Source organism: Nocardiopsis sp. KDC1DS13DA1, from assembly GCF_055632325.1.
Map to the genome: position 1 here is coordinate 194,340 of NZ_JBVMUY010000021.1, position 24,054 is coordinate 218,393.

General features: G+C 72.3%; 17 protein-coding genes. 11 read left to right on the forward strand and 6 right to left on the reverse strand.

Features of this window, described 5'->3' with window-relative positions; translation table 11 throughout:
- The first annotated feature begins 2 nt into the window (after positions 1-2).
- The 4 genes from ACTVAJ_RS14655 to ACTVAJ_RS14670 all read left to right on the forward strand — a co-directional run bounded on the left by ACTVAJ_RS14655 (position 3) and on the right by ACTVAJ_RS14670 (position 3,460).
- On the forward strand, positions 3-305 hold the full coding sequence (locus tag ACTVAJ_RS14655) for a lactococcin 972 family bacteriocin (protein ID WP_470388691.1): 303 nt from the start codon (positions 3-5) through the stop codon (positions 303-305).
- Positions 306-384: 79 nt separating this feature from the next.
- Entirely contained in the window at positions 385-2,457 is a 2,073-nt protein-coding gene (locus ACTVAJ_RS14660) for a bacteriocin-associated integral membrane family protein (RefSeq protein ID WP_470388692.1), read from the forward strand.
- An 11-nt stretch (positions 2,458-2,468) separates the two neighbouring features.
- Positions 2,469-3,101 carry an ATP-binding cassette domain-containing protein gene (locus ACTVAJ_RS14665; protein ID WP_470388693.1) on the forward strand — a complete coding sequence of 211 codons (633 nt, stop codon included), beginning with the start codon at positions 2,469-2,471 and terminating at the stop codon, positions 3,099-3,101.
- A 164-nt stretch (positions 3,102-3,265) separates the two neighbouring features.
- The gene (locus ACTVAJ_RS14670; RefSeq protein ID WP_470388694.1) at positions 3,266-3,460 is read left to right on the forward strand and encodes a hypothetical protein; all 195 of its coding nucleotides are present in this window, start codon (positions 3,266-3,268) and stop codon (positions 3,458-3,460) included.
- Between the two features lie 344 nt (positions 3,461-3,804).
- Here ACTVAJ_RS14670 and ACTVAJ_RS14675 read toward each other — a convergent pair whose 3' ends face one another.
- Positions 3,805-4,515, reverse strand: a complete 711-nt coding sequence (locus ACTVAJ_RS14675; RefSeq protein WP_470388695.1) for a VOC family protein — start codon at positions 4,513-4,515, stop codon at positions 3,805-3,807.
- 673 nt (positions 4,516-5,188) lie between these two features.
- Here ACTVAJ_RS14675 and ACTVAJ_RS14680 point away from each other — a divergent pair.
- Positions 5,189-6,364 (forward strand): acyltransferase family protein, encoded by a 1,176-nt coding sequence (locus ACTVAJ_RS14680; RefSeq protein ID WP_470388696.1) that lies wholly within the window; start codon positions 5,189-5,191, stop codon positions 6,362-6,364.
- A gap of 104 nt (positions 6,365-6,468) precedes the next feature.
- Here the strand turns inward: ACTVAJ_RS14680 and ACTVAJ_RS14685 are convergent, their stop codons facing one another.
- The 4 genes from ACTVAJ_RS14685 to ACTVAJ_RS14700 all read right to left on the reverse strand — a co-directional run bounded on the left by ACTVAJ_RS14685 (position 6,469) and on the right by ACTVAJ_RS14700 (position 10,952).
- Positions 6,469-8,982, reverse strand: coding sequence for an MMPL family transporter (locus ACTVAJ_RS14685; protein ID WP_470388697.1), 2,514 nt, complete (start codon positions 8,980-8,982; stop codon positions 6,469-6,471).
- 40 nt (positions 8,983-9,022) lie between these two features.
- Positions 9,023-9,697 carry a TetR/AcrR family transcriptional regulator gene (locus tag ACTVAJ_RS14690; RefSeq protein WP_470388698.1) on the reverse strand — a complete coding sequence of 225 codons (675 nt, stop codon included), beginning with the start codon at positions 9,695-9,697 and terminating at the stop codon, positions 9,023-9,025.
- A gap of 96 nt (positions 9,698-9,793) precedes the next feature.
- Positions 9,794-10,423: a hypothetical protein gene (locus ACTVAJ_RS14695; protein WP_470388699.1), complete on the reverse strand. Its 630-nt coding sequence runs from the start codon at positions 10,421-10,423 to the stop codon at positions 9,794-9,796.
- Complete coding sequence (locus tag ACTVAJ_RS14700) at positions 10,416-10,952, reverse strand: RNA polymerase sigma factor (protein WP_470388700.1); 537 nt, start codon at positions 10,950-10,952, stop codon at positions 10,416-10,418. Before ACTVAJ_RS14700 ends, ACTVAJ_RS14695 begins: the two co-directional genes overlap by 8 nt.
- Before the next feature lie 562 nt (positions 10,953-11,514).
- Between ACTVAJ_RS14700 and ACTVAJ_RS14705 the strand changes: the two genes are divergently transcribed.
- Entirely contained in the window at positions 11,515-13,611 is a 2,097-nt protein-coding gene (locus ACTVAJ_RS14705) for an acyltransferase family protein (RefSeq protein WP_470388701.1), read from the forward strand.
- Between the two features lie 9 nt (positions 13,612-13,620).
- Here the strand turns inward: ACTVAJ_RS14705 and ACTVAJ_RS14710 are convergent, their stop codons facing one another.
- Positions 13,621-14,682: a hypothetical protein gene (locus ACTVAJ_RS14710; RefSeq protein ID WP_470388702.1), complete on the reverse strand. Its 1,062-nt coding sequence runs from the start codon at positions 14,680-14,682 to the stop codon at positions 13,621-13,623.
- Positions 14,683-15,351: 669 nt separating this feature from the next.
- Here ACTVAJ_RS14710 and ACTVAJ_RS14715 point away from each other — a divergent pair.
- The 5 genes from ACTVAJ_RS14715 (at position 15,352) to ACTVAJ_RS14735 (ending at position 24,020) form a co-directional block, all read left to right on the forward strand.
- Positions 15,352-15,957 (forward strand): nucleotide exchange factor GrpE, encoded by a 606-nt coding sequence (locus tag ACTVAJ_RS14715; RefSeq protein ID WP_470388703.1) that lies wholly within the window; start codon positions 15,352-15,354, stop codon positions 15,955-15,957.
- A 14-nt stretch (positions 15,958-15,971) separates the two neighbouring features.
- Positions 15,972-17,600, forward strand: coding sequence for an Hsp70 family protein (locus ACTVAJ_RS14720; protein ID WP_470388704.1), 1,629 nt, complete (start codon positions 15,972-15,974; stop codon positions 17,598-17,600).
- Positions 17,601-17,662: 62 nt separating this feature from the next.
- Positions 17,663-20,374, forward strand: coding sequence for a SaeA-related protein (locus ACTVAJ_RS14725; protein WP_470388705.1), 2,712 nt, complete (start codon positions 17,663-17,665; stop codon positions 20,372-20,374).
- Positions 20,371-21,555 (forward strand): TRAFAC clade GTPase domain-containing protein, encoded by a 1,185-nt coding sequence (locus ACTVAJ_RS14730; protein ID WP_470388706.1) that lies wholly within the window; start codon positions 20,371-20,373, stop codon positions 21,553-21,555. The genes ACTVAJ_RS14725 and ACTVAJ_RS14730 overlap by 4 nt, the downstream gene beginning before the upstream one ends.
- Before the next feature lie 32 nt (positions 21,556-21,587).
- Complete coding sequence (locus ACTVAJ_RS14735) at positions 21,588-24,020, forward strand: GTPase-associated protein 1-related protein (protein WP_470388707.1); 2,433 nt, start codon at positions 21,588-21,590, stop codon at positions 24,018-24,020.
- Positions 24,021-24,054 lie beyond the last annotated feature (34 nt).

The following is a 24,054-nucleotide window of genomic DNA, read 5'->3' on the forward strand; positions in this document are numbered from 1 at the left end:
CTGTGAACACCCTCAAGCGTCTGTCCATGGCCACACTCATCGCCGCCGGCATCACCGCGGGAACCGCGGGTATCGCGACGGCGACGACCGAGTACGTCGGTGGCGGCACCTGGCAGCACGGCGTCACCGGCATTCCCGGCGCTGGCACCAGCTACTCGTACTACCACAACAACTACGTGTGCCACGGGGCCACTGCGGTGGGTACCAGAACCGTCCGTGACTCCGCATACGCCGGTTCCTGGGCCAGGGCCGAGGCGCCACGTGCCGTTGGCAACAATCAGGCGTACTGGCGCGCTAGCTGCTGACCACCGCCCCTACCGCAGCCCGCCGGTACAGCTTCACCGGCGGGCTGCCAGCCCGCCCATCCCCTGACAGGACCACCAGGTGCCGAACAGAATCCTCTCCTTCGCCTACACGGCGTGTATCGCGTTCGCGGCGCTCATCGCTTTCCTTCTCGCCGCCACCGCCGAGCAGACGATCTACGTCCTCGAAGACTCGGAGATGGTGTGGATCACGGAGAACGAGGGCACCCACGACATCGACGATGTCGCACGCACCGTGCAGGAAATCGCCGACGAGTACGACGCTGCCGTCGGTTACACCATCCTCGACGTCAACGAACCCTCATCGCTGGCCCACATGTACCTGGCCGTCTCCGAACCGGACTCCCGCTACGCCAGATGGTTGGAGGAGGAATACCCGTCCTTCAGCCGCGGCTTCACGGTACGAACCCACCCCATCAGCGAGTTCGGCGAGGTGGGGCCCAACGGGCACTACCTCATCTTCGGCGCCCCAGAGGCCCAGCCCGTGTTACGTGACGCGCTTACTGAGCACGGCCTGCATGAGGCTCCCGGAACCCAGGTCACCCAACTGTGGCACTTCTTCACCGGCGGCCACCTGCTCAACCTCATGGCTGTCGCCCTGCTCGGTACCATCACCGCTGTCGGTGCCGGCGTCCTGCTCGCTTCTCGCGACTATGCCGTCATGCGTCTCCAAGGCCACTCCTATGCGGCCATTCTGCGCGAGGACCTGGTCAAGGTCGCCCGCTTGTACGCAATAGCGATGCCCGTAGTCGCCGCCGTCGTGCTGGCCTTTCTGGGTTTCTACAACGGGTGGAACCAGTTCGGCTTCTACGCGCCGCTGGCACTGGCGTTCCTGGCGATCCTCGTCCTGCCCTGCCTGCTCGTGCACGCCGCCGTGCTCGGTCTGGTACACACCACTGACATACTCCCCGCGCTCAAGGGCCGCCTACCCATACGCAGTACCACGGTGGCCATCTACCTGGTGCGTGTTCCCGTACTCATCCTGGCCCTGGTCATCGTCGGCACCGTCGTCACCGCCGGTCAGAACGCCCGCGATCAGCGCATCGGCCTGGAGGTCTACGAGCGGTACGGTGACACCTCGCGTCCCGCGCTCAGCGCCAACTACGGCTGGTCGGACGAACAGGCCGTCGACGACGAACTCGGGCCGTGGCTTCGTCAGGTCGACTCCGAGGGCGACATGGTGCTGGCTGTGCACGTGGACCCGTTCTCGATCCTGCCCAGTGACCCGTCCGGGGTGGTAGCACCCGGCATGGACCACCCCATCCTCCTGGTCAACGACACCTACCTGACCGAGCAGGAGGTCCTTTCGCCCTCCAGAGATCGCTACGGGCCGGACGAGACCATTCGCGTCATCGCGCCCTCCTCCGCCTCCAGCTACACCGACCAACTGGTGGAAGGTATCGACAACTGGTTGGAGGTGAACGGTAGGGCCGAGCGCACCTTCAACATCGAGGTGCTGCTGGCCGCCGACGACCAGACCATGTTCACCTATGGTGCGCAGCGCTTCGACGGGCCGATGTTCCTGCCCCTGTTGCGCGAACCGGTCATCATCGCCCTGCCCAACGGCGAGGTGATGTCCGACAGCAGCTACGTCACCCACATGTCCGGGCGGGAGACCGTCTTCCCCGACCCGGAGGTGGTCGAGGAGTTCCGGACCGATAATCCCGAAGCGTCCCGCTACATCTCCATGGTCGAAACCCTCACCACCAGCGCGCTGATAGAACATGCCAACACGCTGGTCACGTTGCGCAGCGAAGTGTTCAACCTCATGGGTGCGAGCGCCGTGCTGCTGTTGACGGCTGTGGCCGCGTGCATCATCCACGTGCGTACCCGAGCACAGACCATCTTCGCCCGACATCTCAGCGGATGGTCCTTCACCGCCACACACCGGCGGCTGCTGGCCGTCGAGGGAACGATCTCGGCGGCCTTCGTGGGTTGGGCCACCTGGAGCACCGTCACCACTCTGGCCACGGCAAACGACCCTACCCGGCCAGCACCTCCCTCGGCGATGAGCACCACGGGGGCCGAACCGTTCTACGCCACGGTGATCGCCTTGGTCTCCCTGGCGATCACCATCGCCACGCTGGCGTTCTTCCACCGCCGTATCGTCCATGAAGGCGCCTCCCAGGCCTAAGGAGTCCACCCGTGATTCGCACTCTCCAACTGACCAAGTCCTTCGGTGAACGAACCCTGTGGCAGGACGTCGACCTGACCGTCCGCACCGGTGAGATGCTCGCCCTCGTCGGACCCTCCGGGTCCGGCAAGACAACCCTGCTCAATTGCCTGGGGCTCCTCGAGAAACCGAGTGGCGGAGTCATCGTCCACGACGGCAAGAGAATCACGCGTCTCGGCGCGGGCGGTCGGCGCCGCTTCCGCCGAGCCCACCTGGGCTACCTGTTCCAGAACTACGCACTGATGGAGAACGCCACGATCAAGGAGAACCTCGACGTGGTCGGGCGTGACCGGAATCTCCAGACAGAGGCGTTGAATCGTGTCGACCTGGCCAAGCGAGAAAAGGAGAAGGTGCACCGACTGTCTGGTGGTGAGCAGCAACGCGTCGCTCTGGCACGGCTGATGGTCAAGCAACCCACCGTGGTGCTGGCCGACGAGCCGACTGGTGCGCTGGACGAGGCCAACGGGCGCATGGTCATCGACACCCTGCGCGAGATGGCCCGAGAAGGATGCGCGGTGGTGGTCGCCACCCACAATGAAGTTGTACGCGAATCCTGCGACGCGGTGTTCAACGTTCGCACCCAACGTCTCACCACAGCCGTGTAGGAATAAGAGATTCTCAAAAAGAAATTCATCGAACCGACATACTGATTTTCATATCCCTTAACAGGGATATATCCATGCCCCGCGAAAACCAAGCCAGCGAAGGTTCTCGAAGATCTTCCGCCGATTCCCTTCGCTTCGTCCCGCACCCAAGCGATGGTCCACGCATGGCAACCATCAACCAGCGCATACTGGCCGACGGGCGCACCCGGTACTGGGTGAAATGGCGCCTGGGCGGCACCCGTGGCGGAGCACCCCAGTCCGAGCCGTTCGACACCCACGCCGACGCCCACACCTTCAAACTCCACGTCGAAGCAGCGGGCCACCAGTGGCCGGAGAACGGGATCCCCCGCAACGGATGAGCGCAGGGGTGGGTCCCCGGCCACGGATGGATCAAGGTCGACAAGAAGGCTGCGTCGAGGGGAACGGACAGCACGTGTCGATCAACGTTGGCAGTGGGTGCAGCCCTCCGCCGCGGGCAGTGTGCATGGGTTCCGGAAGCACTGCGGCCTTCCGAGTTCCGGGGATGGCCGCCGCTCGCCACGCCTGAAGATCGTTCGCCCCGGTGTCGTCCGGTACCGGCCGCCGGTATCGGACGACACCGGCCAGATGGGCTCCCACACCGGCGGAGGGCCTCCGTCGGTGACGCTGGCCGGGGGAGCACCGGAGGCGGCGCTCCCCCGTACCTGGTCGGTACGGCTCCGCCTCAGGCCGGGGTGAGGACGCAGAACTCGTGGCCCTCGGGGTCGGCCAGGACCGTCCACGGCACGTCGCCCTGGCCGATGTCGACGAGGGTGGCGCCGAGCTCCCGCAGCCGGGACACCTCCTGCGCCTGATCGTCGCCGCGGTACGGGCGAAGGTCGAGATGGACGCGGTTCTTCACGGTCTTGGCGTCGGGCACGCGGAGGAACTCGAGATACGGGCCGACGCCCTTGGCGGAGCGCATGACCGCGTGATCGTCGCTCACCTCGTGCAGGGTCCAGTCCATCGCCTCGTCCCAGAACCGGGCCATCGCCCGGGGGTCGACGCAGTCGACCGTCACCGCGGCCACCGGCCCGGTGTCCCGGTACGTCTCCCGGGGCTCCAGCACACGGAACTCGTTACCCTCGGGGTCGGCCAGGGCGGTCCACGGCACGTCGCCCTGGCCCGGGTCGGCGGGCGTCGCTCCCAGATCCCTGAGACGCGCGACCAGCTCCCTCTGATGGTCCGCGGAGGTCGTGGCGAGGTCGATACGCACACGGTTCCTCACCGTCTTGGGTTCCGGGACGGCGACGATGTCCAGGCAGACGGCGACGGGGTCCGGATAGTCGAAGCCCTCGGGTTCCAGGTTGGTCACGCCGGGACCCTCACTGGAGAGTTCCCAGCCGAGGACCTTCGCCCAGAACTCGCCGAGCGCCGAGTCATCCAGAGCACTCATATGAATTTGAATAAGCCGGGTTGCCATGCCGCCGATCCTATGCCCGCGCGGATCAGGGAATCGGCCCGCCACCGGACCGGAGCGGAGGTCGGGCCGCCCCCGGAGTCTCGTCGGCGCCCCCTCGGCGGCCGACCAGATACGCCGGGCACGGGGAACAAAGGTCCTCAGGAGGTGTGCCCGGCCGGTGCAACGGCGCGGCATCCGCAGCTACCGACAGCCGGAACCGTTCGCTACAGGCACAGAACACACCAGACCGCGTGGTTACGTCACACGACCGCATTGGGCGACCCCCTGAACCGGTAAAACGTTAAATCATTGCCGGTTTCCGAGGGCGGGTCCCGGCGCGCCGCCCAGAATCGGTTCGGGCCCCGGCCCCGTCCGTTCCGACCCCAACTCCCGCTCTCCCCGTACCGGACGCACCGCGATCAACGGCACCGTCAGCAGCGTCGGCCACAGAATCCGCCGGGCCGGGAATCCCCGGCTGACCGCGAGCCGGGCCACCGACGGGGACAGCGGTGACACACCGGTCGGGGCCGGAGCCGGGGTCCGGAGCACGCACGGGCCACGGCGTCTCCCGGCTCGGGGCCACCGCCGCAGGATCCACCGATCGGTGGAGGCGTTCTGTCCGGTCGGTCGATGGTCGCTGCCGGGCCGGGTCCCTAGCGTCGGGGACATGAACCAGGACACCACCGAACCCGCCCCCGCGACAGCCCCCGCCGGAGTCCGTCTGCACGGCCTCGACGCCCTGCGCGGCAGTGCCCTGCTCCTGGGCATCCTGTTACACGCGGTGCTGCCGTTCGTCCCCGGCCTCCCGTGGTTGGTCACCGACCCCTCCCCCACGGCGGCCGTGGTACCGCTGGTCTTCCTCATCCACCTGTTCCGGATGTCACTGTTCATGGTGCTCGCCGGATACTTCGGCGCCATGGTGCTCGAGCGACGCGGCCCGTGGAACTACCTCAGGGACCGGCTGACCCGGATCGTGCTGCCGGCCGTGGTCTTCTGGCCGGTCTCGGTGGCCACCCTGGGCCTGCTGGCCGTGGCCGACTCCGCGTGGCGCGGGCTGCCCCCGCCCGAGCCCCCGCAGAGCGCCCCGGGCCTTCTGGGCGTCTTCGGCCCCGGGCAGCTGTGGTTCCTCTGGACGCTGGCGCAGGCCGTGGTGGTCGTCCTCGTCGCCAGGACCGTCGCGTACCGGCTGCTCGGCGCCGAACGCGTGCGGGGGACGGTCTCGCGCGCCGGTGACCTGCTGGCCTCGCCGGGCGGGATGCTGCTGGCCGCCGTCCCGTACCTGGTGGGTCTCCTCATCCAGGGGGACGTCTCCAGCGGAGGCATCGTGGCCCCGTCGACCGTTCTTCCCGAGGCGGGTTCGCTGATCCCCTACCTGGGCGCGTTCGCGGTGGGGTGGGCGCTGCGCCGCGGCCGGGACGCGCTGCCGCGGCTGTCCGGCCGCTGGATCCCGTACCTGGTGGTGGCGGTGGCCGCCTCGGTCGCCGCGGGCGCGGACTTCGGACAGGTCCTTCCGCTTCCGGTCGGGGCCGCGCTCATCGCGGTGGCGGGCTGGGCCTGGACCTACTGCCTCGTCGGTGTGTGCGTGCGGTACCTGACCCGGGAACGGCCGGCGGTCCGCTACGTCGCGGACGCCTCGTACTGGGGCTATCTGCTGCACATGCCGCTGCTCGTGCTCGGTCAGATCCTGGTCGCCGACCAGCCCTGGCCGGTACCGGTCAAGCTGGGGGCGGTGCTCGGCGCGACGTGCCTGGTGCTGCTGGTGAGCTACCACCTGCTGGTGCGCTCGACCGTCCTCGGCCGGTGGCTCAACGGTAGGCGGCACCCGTTCCGGCTGCGGCCCTGACCCTCCACGCGGTTCGGCGGCGGGGATCCGGCGGGGCGCGAGGGCCCACCGCCGGAACCGCCCCGCCGGATGCCCCCGCCCGACGCGTTCGGGTGCACCAAAGGTCAGGCCCGCCCCGAGCCGACGCCGATCCCGTTCCCGGTCGGCGGCTCCGCGCCGGTCTCCTCCTCCGCCACGGCCCGTTCCGGGGCGTGGTCGCGCTCCAGGGCCGAGCCCTCCACGTCGATGTCGGGAAGGATCCGGTCGAGCCACCCCGGCAGCCACCAGGCCGCCTCCCCCGCCAGGTGCATGACCGCGGGGACCAGCAGCATACGGACCACGAACGCGTCGATCAGGACGCCGAAGGCGAGCGCGAAACCGACGGAGCTGATCATCATCGTCTCGGAGAAGACGAACCCGCCGAACACCGAGATCATGATGATCGCCGCGGCCGCGACCACCGCGCGTCCGGCGCGGAAACCGCGCACGACGGCGAGCCGGGCCGGGGTGCCGTGCACGTAGGCCTCACGTATCCCCGTTCCGATGAAGAGCATGTAGTCCATCGCCAGGCCGAACAGGATGCCCACCAGGAGGGTGGGCAGGAAGTTCAGGATCGGCCCCGGGTTCTCCAACCCGATGATCCCACCGAGCCAGCCCCACTGGTAGACGGCGACCACACCGCCGAGTGCGGCGAGGTAGGACAGGACGAACCCGAGCGTGGCCACGACCGGCACGAGGACCGACCGGAACACCAATAGCAGGATGAACAGGGAGAGTCCCACGACCACCGTGAGGTAGGTCGGCAGCGCCTCGCTGAGTGTCTCGGAGATGTCGATGTTGCCGCTGGCCATGCCGGCGACCCCGAGCGTCCCGGTGCCGTGGATGGGTTCCAGGTCGCGGAGGGTGTGCACCAGCTCCTCGGTCGACGGACTGGCCGGACCCTCCGCCGGGACCACCTGGAAGATGGCCAGGGTGTGGTCGTCCGAGACCCCGACGGGCGCCACCGCGGCGACGTCGGCGTGGGAGTACAGCTCCTCGGCGACCTCGTACTGGTAGCGCACCGCGTTGGCCTCGGCCGCCTCGTCGGTGGGACCGCCGGGCAGGTCGGCGGTGACCAGGAGGGCCCCGTTGCGTCCCTCCCCGAAGTCCTCGGCGACGGCGGTGTGGGCGCGGTACTGGGTGGAGTCGGTGGGCTGCGAGGAGCCGTCGGGCATCCCCACCCGCAGGTCCAGGGCGGGAAGGGCGACGACGCCGAGCGCCAGGACGGCGATCGCCGCGCGGCCGAGTGCCCCGCGGTTGGACATCGGCCCGGGCCCGGCGCCTGGCCCACCGGCGGGGTCGCGCCCGTCCCCGGCGGCGAGGCGGTCGCGCTCGCGACGGGACAGGATGCGCGTGCCCACCAGCGACAGCAGGGCCGGAACGAGCGTCACCGCGATCAGCACGGCGAAGGTGATGGCGATGGCGCCCACACTCCCCATGAGGCCGAGGAAGCCGATACCGGTCAGGTTCAGGCCCAGGAGGGCGATGAGCACGGTGCTGCCCGCGAAGACCACGGCGTTGCCCGCGGTGCCGTTGGCCAGCCCGATCGACTCGGCGACACCGGCGCCCTGTCTGAGCTGGCGGCGGTGCCGGTTGACGATGAACAGCGCGTAGTCGATGCCGACGGCGAGGCCGAGCATGAGCCCGAGGATCGGTGTCACCGTGGCGATCTCCAGCACACCGGACAGCGACATCGCGGTGAGCGTGGCGATACCGACGCCGACCAGGGCGGTCAGGATCGGCAGTCCGGCGCCCACGAGGGTGTTGAGCATGACCACGAGCACGACGCCCGCGACGATCACGCCGATCGCCTCGGTGGCGCTGACGAGGCTGGGCAGGGCCATGGCGATGTCGTCGCCGAAGTCGACCGTGGTTCCGGCCACCGGGCCGTCCTCGAAGACGGCGATCACCGCTTCCTTGGTCTCCTGGGAGACCTCCTCCTGGCTGTCGGTGAAGGAGACGTTCACCAGGGCGGTGGCTCCGTCCTCGGACACGGTGCGGATACCGGCGGCCATGTCCATCAGGGCCTCGCCCCGGTCGAGCTGCTCGCCCTCGGCCTCCATGGTCTGCCTGTGGACGTCGATCTCGGCCTGCTGCGCGTCGAAACCGGCCTCGAGCTGTGCGTCGAGGATGCCGGAGGCCTCGGCCCGGGCCCGGCCCCCGTCGAGCCGTTCCTGGTTCTCCTCGAGTTCGGCCCGACCGGCGTCCAGCTGCTCACGGCCCTCTGCCAGCTCCTCCCACCGTTCGGCCCGCTCGTCCTCGGTCGCGAACGGGTCGATGACGTCCTCGACCCCGGGCACCTCGGCGGCCCGCTCGACGCGTGCGCCGATGGCCTGCCGCTGCTCCTCGGTGAGGGCGGACCCGTCCTCGCTCTGGTAGACGACGGTGCCCACACCGCCGCCCATACCGGGGAACTCCTCCTTGAGGCGCTGGTTCACCTGGTCGGTGGGGGTACCGGGGATGGAGAAACTGTCCTCCAACTCCCCGGCGAAGAGGGAGAAGGCGCCGCCGGCCGACACCAGGAGCGCCAGCCAGAGCGCGATGACGGTTCGGGCGCGCCGCGCCGAGGCTCGCCCGAGTCTGTGGAGAAGTTCAGCCATGGTTGCTCGCAGAGGGAGGTGGGTGGGCTGGGGGGCGCGCTCAGGACGCGTCGGCGTCGGAGGCCAAAGCTCCGAACCCGTCGCGGTTCACCCTGATCATGCGCTTCAGGAGCTCGTCCCAGACGCGGCGGGACCCGGCGGAGTCGACTCCCCCGGTGCGCTGCTCCCAGTGCCGGACCACCACCAGCGCCCCGCCGACGAGCGCGCCGCACATCAGGTCGACCTCCAGGGGGTCGGCCGCGGGGTGGTGGCGCAGGGTGGTGGCCGCCATCCGGGATCCCAGTGTGCTGATCGCGCGTTCGAAGAGCACCGCCTGACGGGGCTGGGGCCCGTGGTCCCCCTCCCCGAAGATCCGGGTGAGCTCGGTGATGGGGGTGACCAGGTCGGTGGCGCGCAGAGCGCCCGCGAGCCGGTCGAACATCGAGGGGTCGTCGGGGCGCTCGACCGCCGACGCGGAGAAGTTGGCCTCGACGTTGTCCAGGACCGCCCCGAGCATCTCGTGGAACACCTCGAGGGTGATGTCGTCCACCGACCTGAAGTGGTTGAACACGGTTCGGCGCGAGACGTCGGCCCGTGTCGCCAGCTGGTCGACGGTGAAGTCGGTGCCGCCGATCTCGGTCATCAGCTGCGCGGCCGCGTCGACGATGGCCCTGCGGTGCCGTGCCTTGAGGGCCTCCCGCCGATCGGGCGCGGGAGACGGGTGGTGCTCTGTCATGACCTCAGACTAGGGATATGAATGCACTCAGTGCAACGACGCACTGAGCGCAACCAATCGCACCGCCCCGGCCGCTGCCGCACCGCGCCCCCGCCCTCACTCGGCGGTGTCGTCGGTGTCGCGCCACTCCGGAGGACACTCGGTGTACTCGGCCTCGGGCAGGTCCCGCGTGATCTCGGACCTCCCGGCGGGGATCTGGTCCCCCTCGTAGATCGCCGCCTGGTCCGAGGGACGCTCCGGAACCATGATCAGGATGTCCGTTCCCGCTTCGAGCGCGTTCAGCTGATCGACGTGGGCGGGGTCCTGAACGGTCATCCGCACCGTCGGATCCCCCGAGTCGGGTTTGATCCACTCCCGGACGGCGATCGACAGCGTCACCGTGTGCGGTTCCCCGGCCTGCTCCACGGAGGTGACCTCACCCTCGACGATCGTCCGGGCACAGGCGATGGCCTCCGGCAGTGTCTGTCCCCGGCCCGCGCTGGCGGCCTCCTCCTCCCCGGAGATTCCGGTTCCCGCGTCGTTCAGCACGGTGACGGCCAGTACGCCGGCGGACACGGCGACCACCGCGCCGAGAGCGCCGGCCACGGGTACACGCCAACGGGGACGCCTGGCGGTCGCGACGTTTCGCGCCCCGACGCCTCCCGGGGCACGGCCGACCTCGTCACCGATCAACCGGAAGGCGCGGCGCAGCCGCTGCTCCTCGAGGTCCTCGAAACCGTCACCCATGGTCCTTCACCTCCGTGTCGCCCAGCTTCGAGCGCATCGCGCCCACAGCTTTGTGCAGCCTGCTCTTGACCGTGCCTTCGGGGATCTCCAGGACGGCCGCGATGTCACGCACCGTCAGGTCGGCGTAGAAGCGCAGGGTCAGGAGCTGCCGCTGCGCGGCGGGCAACTCGTCCAGACAGTCGGCCACGGTCAGAGCGAGGACGCGTTCCTCCTCACCTCCGGCCGCCGCGGGGTGCCTGGACCACCGCACGGCCAACCGTTCACGGAGGCCGTCCTCCCGTGTCCTGCCCCGGTGCCAGTCCGCGGCGACCCGGGAGGCCACGACGGCCAACCACGCCAACGGCCGACGGATGGGGGCGTTCTCCGCTCGGGCACTGTGCTGGAGGAGTTTCAGACGGACCTCCTGGACCCCGTCGTCCAGGTCGTCCCAGGGCACCCCGCCCAGAGCGAGTACGGCACGGATCCTGGCCGTGCCCTCCTCGTCAGCCGCGACATCCTCGGTTCTCCGCGCACCACGGAATCCCGCCATATCCTGGTCCTCTCTTCCCCTGTCATGACGGAACCGGCGCGCGGAACGTTCATCGTGTCGGGGGACACGAAAGCGGGCGGGGTCGGGTGGCCCCGCCCGTTCCTCAGGCTCGGTCAGTCACACGCGTCCTCGGTCGCGGCCTCGACCGCGAAGGTGTCCGGCCGGGGCGACGCGGCGTTCAGCGCCCGAACGAGCGCGGCACGGTCCTGCCCCACCAGCTGCTCCTCCAAGGCGTGCGCGGAGTGCTCCGCGGCGGCAGCGGCCCGCCGTGCCTCCGCGCTGTCGCGGACCCGCCCCTCCAGTTCGCCCCGACCGATCGCCCCGTCGTCGAAGGGAACCTCGGAGCCCTCGCCGAGTCCGCGCCACCCCGCGGGGGAGGGCCCGGAAGCGGACCCCGACCGGTGGGGAGGACGGGCGCGGCCGGATGCGACGGGCCCCGAAACCGTGGTCGGGGAAGGGAACGCGACTCCCGGAAGGCCGTCGGGTGAACTCCGGACTGAGGTTGCGCCAACGCCCCCCGTGTCGGCTTTGTCCCCCGCGGTGACGACGGCAACATAACGGAATGCGCCCGAACCTCGTGTGGCGTCCGACGCCACGAACCACCCCCCGGCCGAGTGACGGATCCGGACCGCCCGCGGCCGCGCACGACGGCCGCAGGTTCCGCCCCGAGGTACAGGGGTTGCGCGCCCTGGCCGTGCTGCTGGTCCTCGTCTACCACCTGGACCCCCGTCTGCTTCCGGGCGGCTACGTCGGCGTCGACGTGTTCTTCGTGATCTCCGGCTTCCTCATCACCTCGCTGCTGTACCGCGAGGCGGCCGGGCACGACGGCCGTGTCCGGCTCGGCCGGTTCTACGTGCGGCGGGTCCGGCGGCTCCTGCCCGCCGCGACGGTCGTGCTCGTGGCCACGGGCGCCGCCTCGCTCGTCCTCCTCCCGCTGACCCGGCTGGCCGACACCGCGTGGCAGCTGGTGGCCTCCGCCGCCTACGTCGAGAACCTCTACCTGGCCGACCAGGCGGTGGACTACCTGTCCGCCGAGGCGCCGCCCAGCCCGGTACAGCACTTCTGGTCGCTGTCGGTCGAGGAGCAGTTCTACGTGGTCTGGCCGCTGCTGTTCGCCGTGTGGGCCCTGGCCCGACGGCGGCTGCGCGCCGACGCCGGGCTCCTGGTCGCGATCCTCGGCGCACTGTTCACGGCGTCGCTGGCCGCCTCGGTCCTGTCGGCCGTGGAGGGCACGGCCGCGGCGTACTTCCTTCCCACCACACGCGCCTGGGAGCTGGCGACCGGAGGACTGCTCGCGGTGGGGCTGGCGCGGGGCGGCACGCCCCCCTGGCTCAGGCTCCCCCTGGGGTGGCTCGGTCTGGCCGCGATCATCGCGGCCGCCGTGTTCTACGACTCCGGTACGGCCTTCCCCGGGTGGGCCGCGGCCCTGCCCGTCCTCGGTGCCGTCGCGGTGATCGCGGCCGAGGACTCCCCCGGGCTCCCGGCCGCGTCGGCGTTGCTGAGCACGGCCCCCGCCCGTTTCGTCGGGGACGTGTCCTACTCGCTGTACCTGTGGCACTGGCCGCTGATCATCCTCACCCTCGCGGTGACGGGGCGGGAGCGGTTGGGGATCCTCGACGTCGCGGTCGTGGCCGCGCTCTCCCTCCTGCTGGCGTGGGGGACGAAGGCGTGGGTGGAGGATCCCGTGCGCGACCGGGGTCTGGTGCCCGACGGGCGCCGGGCGCTCCTCGTCGCCCTCGCGGGCCTGCTCGTGGTGGGCTCGGTCGCCGCCGTGGGCCTGGTCCGGGTGGAGCGTGCCGGATCGGTGGCCTTCGATCCCTCCGTGCACACGGGGCCGGCGGCGCTCGACCGTGCGCTGCCCTCCTCCGGGGATCTCATGTACCCGGCCCCGCTGGACGCCGCCGAGGACCTGCCCGCGGTCTACGACGACGGCTGCCAGGCCTCCCAGGACGCCACGGCACCGGACACCTCGTGCGTCTACGGCGTGGCGGACGCCGCCGTGACGGTCGCGGTCGTGGGTGACTCGCACAGCGCGCAGTGGATCCCGGCGCTGGAGGAGTTGGCGCTGGCGCGCGGCTGGCGGCTGGTGGTGTTCACGAAGTCCGCGTGCGCGTTCACGGACACTCTGACCAGGCGGTCGGAGTCACAGCCCTACGAGGAGTGCCGGACGTGGAACCGTGCCGTGGTCGACGAGCTGCTCACCCTGCGCCCGGACATGGCGGTCACGAGTTCGTCGGCGATGGCGGACCCCGCCGACGACGTGTCGCCGGGAGAGGCGCGGAACCTCATGGCCGAGGGGATGAGCCGGCTGTGGGACCGGGTGGGCGAGGCCGGAACGGACGTGGTCATGATCCGGGACACGCCCCGTACGGGCGAGGACGTCCTGGAGTGCCTGGCCGCCAACACCGACGACCTGTCCCGGTGCGACCGGTCGGAGGAGGAGGCGCTGGAGCTCGACGACCCCCAGGAGCGGGCCGTCCGGATGATCGACGGCGACGCCGCCCTCATCGATCTCAGCGACCGGTTCTGCGCGGCGGGCACGTGCCCGGCCGTGGTGGGGAACGTGGTGGTCTACCGGGACTCCCACCACATGACGGGCACCTACTCCCGGATGCTCAGCCAGGACCTGGGGGAGCGGCTCGACGCGGCGCTGGACTGACGCGGGCGCCTATCCGTGCTCCCCGGGGACGGTTGGTGCGCCGTCCCCGGCCTCGTGCGATCCGTCGTGGGCCCGGGATCCGCCCTCGGTCTCGGGGAAGAGCCCCCGCAGCCGGCTCGCGACCCCGGTGAAACCGCCGCGTTCGAGGACGCCCACCTGGTCCCGGGCGAAGGCCGTGCGGGCGTCCGCGTCCCCGGCGGAGTCGATGAGGCCGCGGATGATGGCCACCTGGACGTCCTCCTCGGCCGGATGGGGCCCTGGGGCGTCGTCGGCGGGCCACCAGTAGCTCTCGTAACCCTCACCGTCGACGTCACTGCCCGGTCCGGGGGGCGGGGGCAGGTCGGGGCCGTCGAAGGGGGTGAGTTCCTCGTAGTCGGCGGCGTAGTCGGGCTCGTCGGCCCCCACCAGGTCCGCCCCCGGTGCGTGCGGCGGGGCCGGAAGCGCGCCCAGGTCCTCCTCGGCCGCGCGGATCGCCTCCCGCAACGCGCGGTCCTTGCGCAGGTCGGCCATCCGGCACAGCCGCTCGACGTCCCCGTCCGGGAGGCGCAGCCGCACGTCCTCGGCCCACACGACGATCCCGGCACCGGTGACCGCCCGTTCGACGGCCAGGAGCGCCCCCAGTTCGCACTCGGCCAGTCCGCGGTCGTGGGGGTCGACCTCCCGGGCGAGCTCGGCCGCCCGGGTCACGACGGCGAGCACGGCCGGGCCGACGGGATGCCGCAGACGCAGGTCCATGTGACCGTCCCAGCGCCAGTGGACCACGGCGGAGAAGTCGAACCGGTGATCCTCGACCGCGCTGGGCAGTGCGACCGGGCGCACCCGTGTGCCCGGCGCTCCCCCGGCGGCGGCCCCCTGTGCGGTGGGCGACCGGCCTCCGGGAGCCGCGGCACCGGGGTCGGCGGTCCCGGAGGCCGCGGTGCCGGGGCGGACCAGGATAACGCCCACGGCGAGGAGGACGGCCGGTATCAACAGCAGGACCCACGGAGGCGGCAGGAGATAGGCGACGACGCAGGGGACGGCGAGGGCGACCGCGGCGACGACCAGGGCACGCGGACGGAGGGCGGGGGACACGGGGAGCGTCTCCTCTCGCGGTGCGGCGTCGGGGTCCGGGCCCGCGACCGGGGGTTCGGTGCGGTGCCGTCCCCGACAGTCTGCCCGAGTCCCCGAGCGGTCGGGGCCGGAACGGTGCTCCGGACCGGGGGTGAAGCGTCACAGGGGCGCCCGTGTGTCACCCGTCCGCGTCCGGGACCCGCGGCGAGCTGATCCCGGCGCCAGCACGGTGTCACCGGCTCCCCGGGGCTCGCCGACCGGCGTCCCCGAAGCCCTCACGCGGTCCAGGACGATGCGGTCCAGGACGACCCCGGCACGGCCGAACACCGCGACCGCGAGGAGCGTCCGGAAGGCGCCCCGGCTCCCCACAGCGGCGGTGGCCCGGACCACCGCCGTCGACGCCTCCGCTCCGCCGCGGCGGTTCCCCGATTCCGGGCGCCCCCCTGTCCGGTTTCGGCCAGCAGACCGGTGCCCCGACCCTGCACGAGGGGGATCCTCCCAGGTCGGGACAGCGCAGCTCCCGGCGTTCCCACCGCACGCCCGTATTCTCCCCGTGAAAACCCGGGTTCGGGAGTATGCTCATGCACGCCCAGGCCCTCTCCGTCCCCCTCCCCGGTGGTCCGCCCGGCCTCCTCCGAGCAGCGGGGCCGTCATGCGCGCCCGCGCACACCGCGGTGAAAGGCAGCACCGATGGAATCACCCGACGACGCCCCCAAGGCCCGTCCACCGCGGCCGGCGGACACCTCCGACACGGCCCCGGCCGGTCCCGACGCCTCGGCCGCAGTTCCCCCACCCGCGTGGGAGCGGCTCTCCGCACAGGTCACCGCCCTGGACGAGCGGCTGGCCGGACTGGACGAGCGCGCCCGTCACCGCGAGGCGGTCATCGACCGGCTGCACACGGAGAACCAGGAGCTCAAGGCGGGCGAGCGGCGCGCCGTCCTCGACCCGGTGATCACCGACCTCATCAACCTGTACGAACAGCTCGACCGCGAGTCCGGCGGTCTGCGCGAGCGCGGCCAGGGCCGCCTGGCCGACCTTCTGGCGAGCCTGGCCGACGACGCCCTCCTGGCCCTGGAGCGGGTCGGGGTCGAACCCGTGGACACCAAGGCCGGCGACCCCTTCCGGCCGGACCTGCACCGGCCCCTGTCCACCGTCGACGACCCCGACCCCGAGCGCGCCCACACCGTCGCGCGCGTCGTCTCCCACGGATTCCGGGACGCCGCCACCGGGCGGGTCCGCCGCAGGGTCCAGGCGCACTTCTTCCGACACGTCGACCCCGACCCCGAGCACCCCTGACCAGGAAAGGGCCCATGACCACCTACGGAATCGACCTTGGCACCACCTACTCCTGTGTCGCCTCGGTGGATGACACCGGGCGAGCCGCCATCGCCAAGAACGCCATGGGCAACGACACCACGCCCTCGGTGGTCTACTTCGAGTCGGCGGACAACGTGGTCGTGGGCGAGGAGGCCAAGAACACCGCGATCCTCTTCCCCGAACAGGTCGTCTCCCTGGTCAAACGGCAGATGGGCGAGTCGGCCGGTTACGAGTTCCACGGCCACACGCACACCCCGGAGACCATCTCCGCGCTGATCCTGCGCGAGCTGGCGCGCGCGGCCGGGGAGCACGACCGCGGCACCGTGGAGGACGTCGTCATCACCGTGCCCGCCTACTTCGGCATCACGGAGAAGGAGGCCACCCGCAGGGCCGGGGAGATCGCCGGCCTCAACGTCCTGGACATCGTCCCCGAGCCGGTCGCCGCGGCCCTGCACTACCAGAGCCTGGACACCGACGCCGGGGTCCGGCACCTGCTCGTCTACGACCTCGGCGGCGGGACCTTCGACACCACCGTCATCCGCGTGGAGGACAACGACGTCCGCGTGGTGTGCACCGACGGCGACCACCGCCTCGGCGGAGCGGACTGGGACGAGAAACTCACGGACTTCCTGCTGGAGCGGTTCGTCTCCGAGCACCCCGACCCCGACCCCAGCGGCGACGAGCAGTTCCTCCAGGACCTGGCCACCGCCGCCGAGCAGATCAAGAAGTCCCTGAGCACCCGTGAGAACGCCCGCCACAACCTGCGGTTCGAGGGGTCGGCCGTCCGGGTGGAGCTCACCCGCGGCGACTTCGAGGAACTCACCTCCGACCTGGTCGAACGCACCCTGGCCATCACCGAGCGCACGGTCGGGGCCGCCCGTGAGCGCGGGGTCACCCACTTCGACGACGTCCTGCTCGTGGGCGGGATGACCCGTATGCCGGTCGTCGCCCGGTCACTGCGCGACCGGTTCGGGTTCGACGCGCACATGCACGAGCCCGACCTCGCCGTGGCCAAGGGCGCGGCCCTGTTCGCACTGGTGCGCCAGGTGAAGAACGTCATGGGGGCGGCCGCCGACGACGGGGACCGCGCACGCCGGGCCGGAGAGGTGGCGGCCGCGCTCAACATCCCCACCGCCCAGGTCGAGCAGCTCGCGGACAAGTCGATCACCAGCGTCGCCCCGCGCGCGTTCGGCGTGAAGGTCGTCGACACCGACGATCCCGTCTTCGCCCGCGACCCCGACTCCGCGCGCCGGTTCGTCAGCCACCTCATCCGCGCCAACGAACCCCTGCCCGCCACGGCCGAGGACGGTTTCGCGACCGTGTCCGACCACCAGGAGTCGGTGGAGATCGACGTCTGGGAGCAGGCCGGTTCGGTCGCCTCCGAGGACCTGGAGCACAACGTCCACATCGGTGACGCCCTGCTGTCCGGTCTGCCGCAGGGCCCCGCCGGCACCCCGTTCCGGGTCGAGTTCCACCTCACCGAGACCGGTCTGCTGCGTGTACGGGCCTGGGACCCCGCCAACGGGAGCGAGATCAACTTCGACATCCAGATCGGCGGGATGACCCAGGAGAACGTGGAGCGGGCCAGGAACGCCGTCGCGATGATCCGCACCTCCGGGTGACGTCCGGGGCGTTCGGAAGGCACGACGGGGCGAAGGCGAGACGAGGGGAGCGGCGGTAGGCGATGCCCTGGGACGGACAGGCCCGCAGGCGGTACGAGGAGGAGGTCCTGGCCGCCGCGCGCACGAACGGGATCCCCGACGACCTGTTCGCGCGCTACGGCATCGACGCCCGACTCGAACAGAGGCTGCGCACCTCCCCCGAGGAGTTCACCGACCACGTCACCGGGATGTGCGCCTACTGGCGGGGCCTGCAGGGCAAGCGGCGGGCCCTGCGCAAGATCCTGGTCGACCTGGTGGCCGCGCACGACCGGCTGAGCCGCGAGGGCGCCCTCACCCACGGCCACTTCCAGCGGGTCCGCCGCGAGGCCGCGGAGCGCGCCCGGCGGGAGTGGGCCGACATCGCGGGCAGCCTGACCACCGCCGTCCTGGACCGCGACACCCTGCGGTCGATGACCGGATCCGTGGGCGTCACCGAGGCGGAGGCCGAACGGACCCTGGCCGACCGGGGCGTGCGGGTGGTCGACCGCCTGCCCGAACTGCCCGCCGCACCGCCCATCCGCACCTTCCGCACCCTGCGCGACAACCTGCGCACCCGTGGTGTGGCCTTCTCCCCCGTGGTGGTGTTCGGCGAGGAGCGCCTCGCCCGGGGGTTCACCGTCCTGGACGGGTTCCGCCTCACCGGCGGCGACGGCGGGGACTCCGGTGGGGAGACCGCCCTCAGCGACGCCGCGCTCACCGCCGCCGCCCGCCGTGTGCAGGTCGAGGCGCTGACCGACGGCAAGTCGGCGGCCGAGAACGTGCTCAGCATCCTGCGCGCGGGCGGCGACTCCTCCGTGCGCGACGCGCTCGTGCTGTGGGAGGTCGTCAGCGACCTGCGCGACCGGCCCGCCGCGCTCACCGAGACCGGGATGGTCAGGCACTGGGTGCGCCGCGGGTTGGACGAGCACGAGGCGCTCCTGCTGGCCGCCGCCGTCCGCCGGAGCGACACCGGCCTCGACCCCGCGGCCCACGCCGAGCAGGACGTGCGCGCGCTGCTCGCCGACCACCAGCTGCGCCAGGCCCAGGCCGCCGCCGTGGACCTGCCCGGGGAGCACGAGTTCCACGCCCGGCTGCGCGAACGCGCGGACAGGGTCGAGGAGCTCACCGCCGAGGCCGAGCGCCACCTGCGCTCGGGTGAGCGGGAGGAGGCCGCCCGGGCCCTGGCGGCCGCCGCGGACATCGCCGCCGACGACGACGCGCTCGCGGCACGGTTGGGCGAGGTGGAGCCGCTGCCGCCGCGCGGGGCCTCCGCCCGTGTGGACGGCCACCACGTGGTGGTGTCCTGGCAGCCCAGCCCGAGCCTGGCGGGGACCATCACGTACCGGGTCGCCCGGCGGACGGGCCGCGGCGGGAGCGCGCGCGAGGTCGCGGTCGGCGAGGTGTCGGGCACCGGGCTGACCGACGACGGCCTCCCGGTGGGCGGTGAGGCCCGGTACACGGTGGTCGCCGTACGCGGGGGGCGCGGTGTCTCCACCGCCGTGTCTACTCCGGCGGTGATGATCACGCCCGAGGTCGCTGACCTGCGAGTGCACGCGGGAGAGCGGGCGGTGACGGCCTCGTGGCGGCCGCCCGCCGAGGCGGTGCGCGTGGAGGTGCTCAGGGCGGAGGGCGCGCCGCCCCGGGGGCTGGGCGACGGGGTCCTGGTGGAGACGGAGGGCGACGGGTTCCGCGACGGCGCGGTCCGCGCCGACGCGGAGTACTACTACCGCGTGCGCGCGGTCTACCTGACGTCGAACGGGCAGGCTCGGGGATCGACCGGACTGGTCCACCGGGCGTGCCCCGGTCCGCGCCCCGTTCCGGTACGCGACCTGGAGGTGGCCCCCGGGGAGGGGACGGGCTTCGTCGCGTCGTGGACGCCGCCGCCCCGGGGCCGGGTGTCGCTGCGGGTGGGCCCCCGGCCGCCCGCCTGGCCCCCGGGCCAGGACGTCGGCCCCGACCAGCTCGCGGAGTTCGGGCACGAGGTCCTCGCCGAAGCGGAGGCCGGGACGGACGGCCGCGCGCGCCTGCCGGTGGTCCTGGCCGCGGGTGCGCACCACGTCCTCCCCGTGACGGTGGTCGGCGACCACACGACGGTGGGCGGGCACGTGCGGATCACGGCCGCTCCCCCGGTCCTGGACCTGCGGGCCGAGCGGTTCGACACGTCCGTCCGGGTGGGTTGGACCTGGCCCGGCGAGGCCACCACGGCGGTGGTGACCTGGCGGCCCGACGCACCGCGCCCGGGCGGCGCGCCGACCCCGGCGGGCCCCGCCGCCGAGTCCGCGGGCGAGTCGCGGCTGAGCCGCCGCCAGTACGCCTCCGACGGCGGGTTCGAGGCCCGGATGGGGTCGGGCGCGGTCCGGGTCTCGGTGCGCATCGTGGTCCCCTCGGACGCGGGGGAGTCCGTGAGCGCCCCGGTCACCGTCACCGTCCCGGGCCGGGTGGTGCTCGACTACCACGTGGCGTCGGCCGGTCTGCTGGGCCGGGACCGCCTGGTCAGTGTGACCGCGGAGCACACGTGCGACATGCCGGAGATCGCCGTGGTCCACGCCCCGGGCACGGTACAGCCGCACTCGGCGGAGCAGGGAAGCGTCCTGGCCACCCTGCCGTCCGGCCGCCTGGCGGCGGGCGAGTCCGTCTCGGTGCGGGTCCGGCCGCCCAGGACGTCCGGCCCGGCCTGGCTGGTGTGTTTCCCCCTCGACGCCGACGTCCGAGGCGTGCGCCTGCGTCAACCCTCAGTGAAGGAACTCCGCCTGTGATCTCGTTCGAGGGGCGCCGACTGGTCTGCCCGTACTGCTACTCCGGTTTGCGCGAGCGGGAGATCCGGTTCCGGTGCACGGGACGCCCCGGCCCCGGGGGTGCGCGCTGCGAGGAGACCGAGGACACCGCGATCCGGACGCACCTGGGACGGCGCGAGCGGCTGCCGCCGGTGTTCGAGGGCGACGGGCGACGGGCGCAGGCGGTGTGCCCCGCCTGCTCGGCGACCAGCGGCAAGCAGGTCTGCCCCACCTGCCACGCACAGCTCCCGGTGAACTTCGGCCGGATCCGGGGCCGCCTGATCGCCCTGGTCGGCGCGCGCGACACCGGCAAGACCGTGTTCATGACCGTCCTGATCCACGAGCTGATGAACCGGGTCGGCGCCCGCTTCGGCGCGTCGGTCGCCGGTTCCGACGACCACACGCGGCACCGGTTCCGCTCCGACTACGAGACACCGCTCTACGACGACGCCCGGCTGCTCGCCGCGACCCGCCGTACCGGTGTCACCCGCGAACCCCTGGTGTTCCGGTTCACCACGCAGCGGCGGGGCCTGGCCGGGGACCGTTCGCAGCACACGCACCTGTCGTTCTTCGACACCGCGGGCGAGGACCTCACCACCGAGGAGAGCGTGGAGGCCAATCTGCGCTACCTCAGCAGCGCCGACGGGATCATCCTGCTGCTCGACCCGCTCCAGATGGAGGGCGCCCGACGGCTCGCCGCGTCCGGGACCCGCATGCCCGCCGGGAGCGCACCGCAACACCGGCCGGTGCACATGCTCGAACGCGTCACCGACCTGCTGCTGCGCAGGCAGGCGTCGCCCAACAGACTGATCCGGGTGCCGATCGCGGTGTGCCTGACCAAGATCGACGCCCTGCGCGACCAGGTGGACGACGGTTCCCCGCTGCACCGGCCCGAGCCCGCGGGACCGTTCTTCGACGGGTCCGACAGCCAGGACGTGCACGCACAGATCCAACAGCTGCTCCACCTGTGGGACGGCGGAGGCGTCGACGGGCACGTGCGCAACCACTACCGCAACGCCCGCTACTTCGGGATCTCGGCGTTGGGCGGGAGTCCGGACGGTGAGAACCGCGTGCGGGGCGGGGTACGCCCCTACCGGGTGGCCGATCCGTTTCTGTGGATGCTCAGCGAGTTCGGGGTGATCCCCTCGCGTGACCGTGCCTGAGGAGAACCCGACGGAAGGGAGGGGGACGCGCGATGGATGTCGCCCAGCTGTACTACACCTCGTGTGAACACGGCCTGGCGGGCTACGCGGGGTACCAGTTCAACGCCGCCACCCCGGGCGTGGACCCCCGCGTCCTGCGGGAGGTGGAGCGCTTCACCGTCTACGAGCCGCCCCGGTCGGCCCCGCCCGACCGGGTGGACGAGCATCCGGTCAACCTCTGCTACGCGCCGGACGTGGGGGGAAGCGCGGTCCTGAGCCGGGTGGTCTCCAGCGGTGTCGACCCCTCCGGACGCCCGGGCAACTACTTCGCGCACTGCCTGGTGACCACGGGCACGGCGGAGGGCGACCCGCTGCCCGCCGAACTGTGGGGCGCGGGTTTCTGGGCCGCCGAACCCGTCACCGAACCGGACCTGCCCGTCCTGGAGCTCCCCCCGGGCCCGCTGGACCGCGAACGCTCCCACGCATGGGTCCGGCGCTGGCCGTCGGACCTGGTGGCGAGGCTGCTCGCCGCCGCCGACGCGGCGATCGACGACGGTCCTCCCCTGGTCCTGACGGCCGACAGCGCGTCGGTCGCGCACTGGGTGGCCGCCCTGACCCACCTGCTGCCTCCCGCACGGGCGCGCGCCCTGTCGTTCGCGACCTACACCGCCCATCCGCACGACACGTTCGTGCACGTCGTGGGGGTACCCCCGGGCGCGGACACCGCACCGCCGCGGGGGCGGTTCACCGTGTGCGACCCGTCCGCCGACCCGGTCGACGCGTTGCCCGAGCCCGCTCCGGAGACGGCGGCGCTGGCCGACCGGCTGGTCGCCCTGGGCCCCCGGAACGCGCCCGGGCTGTGGCGCAGGGCCGGACTCCACGCGTCGGGAGGGGAGACCTCACTGGCGCAGTGGCATCCGGTGGTCGCGGCGGCCGCGGCCCTGGACGGCGACGGGACCGCCGGAGCCGACCTGCCCGCGGTGCGCGTGTGGCTGTCCCGCGCGGTCGGCTGGCTGCCGCCGGAGGTCGCCGCCGCACTGGTCGCCCGGGTAGTGGACACCGAGGGGGAGCGGCTGGACGACACCGCGCTGGCCGACCTCCAGGAGGTGGCGCACCGGGTCGGCTCGGAGGCGGTCACCGACCGCCTCGAACACGTGATGCTCCGCCGCTCGCTGGACGGCATCGCCGCCGGTCGGCCCGCCCCGCGGATGGCGCCGATGCGCTCGGCGTCGGTGCGCTCGGCCGCGGGCGACCACGTCGACGCGCTTCTGGACGGGGTCCGGGGCGAGGTGCCGCCCGACCGTGCGCTGGAACTGCTGCGGTGGGCGCGGTCGGGCGGCCTGTCGCCCTCGGCCGCGGGCCTGGAGGGGTACGGGGGCCGGGTGGTCGCCGCCAGGGTCGCCGGGAGCGCGGCGGGTGGTGAGCCCGAGGCGGCGGTGCGGTCCCTGCTGGAGGGCTACGACGATCTGCGCCGCGGGGCGGCCGTGCGGTTGGCGGCCCTGCCCCGCGCGCGGGTGGCCGAACTGGCCTCCGGACCGGTGGGCGCGTTGTTCGCGCACGACCGGGACGCGTCGAGCACCCTGCTGCGGGAACTGCGACGGCTGGGCACCGACCGGGGGAGGGACCCCGCGCGGCTGCTGGCCGACGTGGTGGAGCTGAGGAGGGAGGGGCGTGCCGCGGGCGCCCCGGGGATCTCCCCGTCCGATCTGGACGCCGGGCTCCTGACCCGCGTCTGGGGTGTCGGCCACGGCCCGAGGGAGGCCCTGCTCACGCTGCGGACCGTGCGCACGCCGGTGGAGGTCGGGGCGGACGTGGACGAGTGGGTGACCGAGGCGCTGGTCACCGTCCCCGACGCCGGGCAGACCGGAGCGTGGCGGGAACTGGTCGGGGCGCTGGTCGACCACTGGCTGCGTGACGGACTGCCACCGGTCGCCGAACGCGTGATCACCGAGTGGTCCGCCGCACGGTCCTCCCTCGACGTGCTGCGCGAGACCACGGGGATCCGCGCCGCCGCGGGGCTGACCGCCGTGTACCGGCGGTTCGAGGGAACCCACCCGGCCGTGCGGGAGACGGCCCACCGTGCGGTGGCGGACACTCTGACGCGGTGGCGGGAGCCGTCCGCCCTGGCGACGGCCCTGCGCGACTGCCCGGACGCGGTGTTCGCGGGGTTCCTGACCGGGGTGGTCCGGGCTCTGGAGGGCCGGGGTCCGGACGTGGAGCGGGCCGCGCTCGTGTTCGCCGTCGCGCGGGACGGGCGGCTCCGCCAGTACCGGCCCGACCGCGCCGAGGAGCTCGTGGAGCGGGCCCTGTCGCCGGCCGCGGGTTCCTGGCGGCGCCGCGACGTCGCCGGGGTCCGGCAGCGGCTCGACGGAACCGTGGCGGAGGAGTTCGACGCCTGGCACCGGGACCGGCGCGAACAGCGGGGCGGGCGCTCCGGGGGAATCCTGGGCAGACTCGGCCTGCGGGGAGGTGGTCGACGGCCATGAACCGCCCCTCCCCCGCACCCCCCGCCCCTTCCCC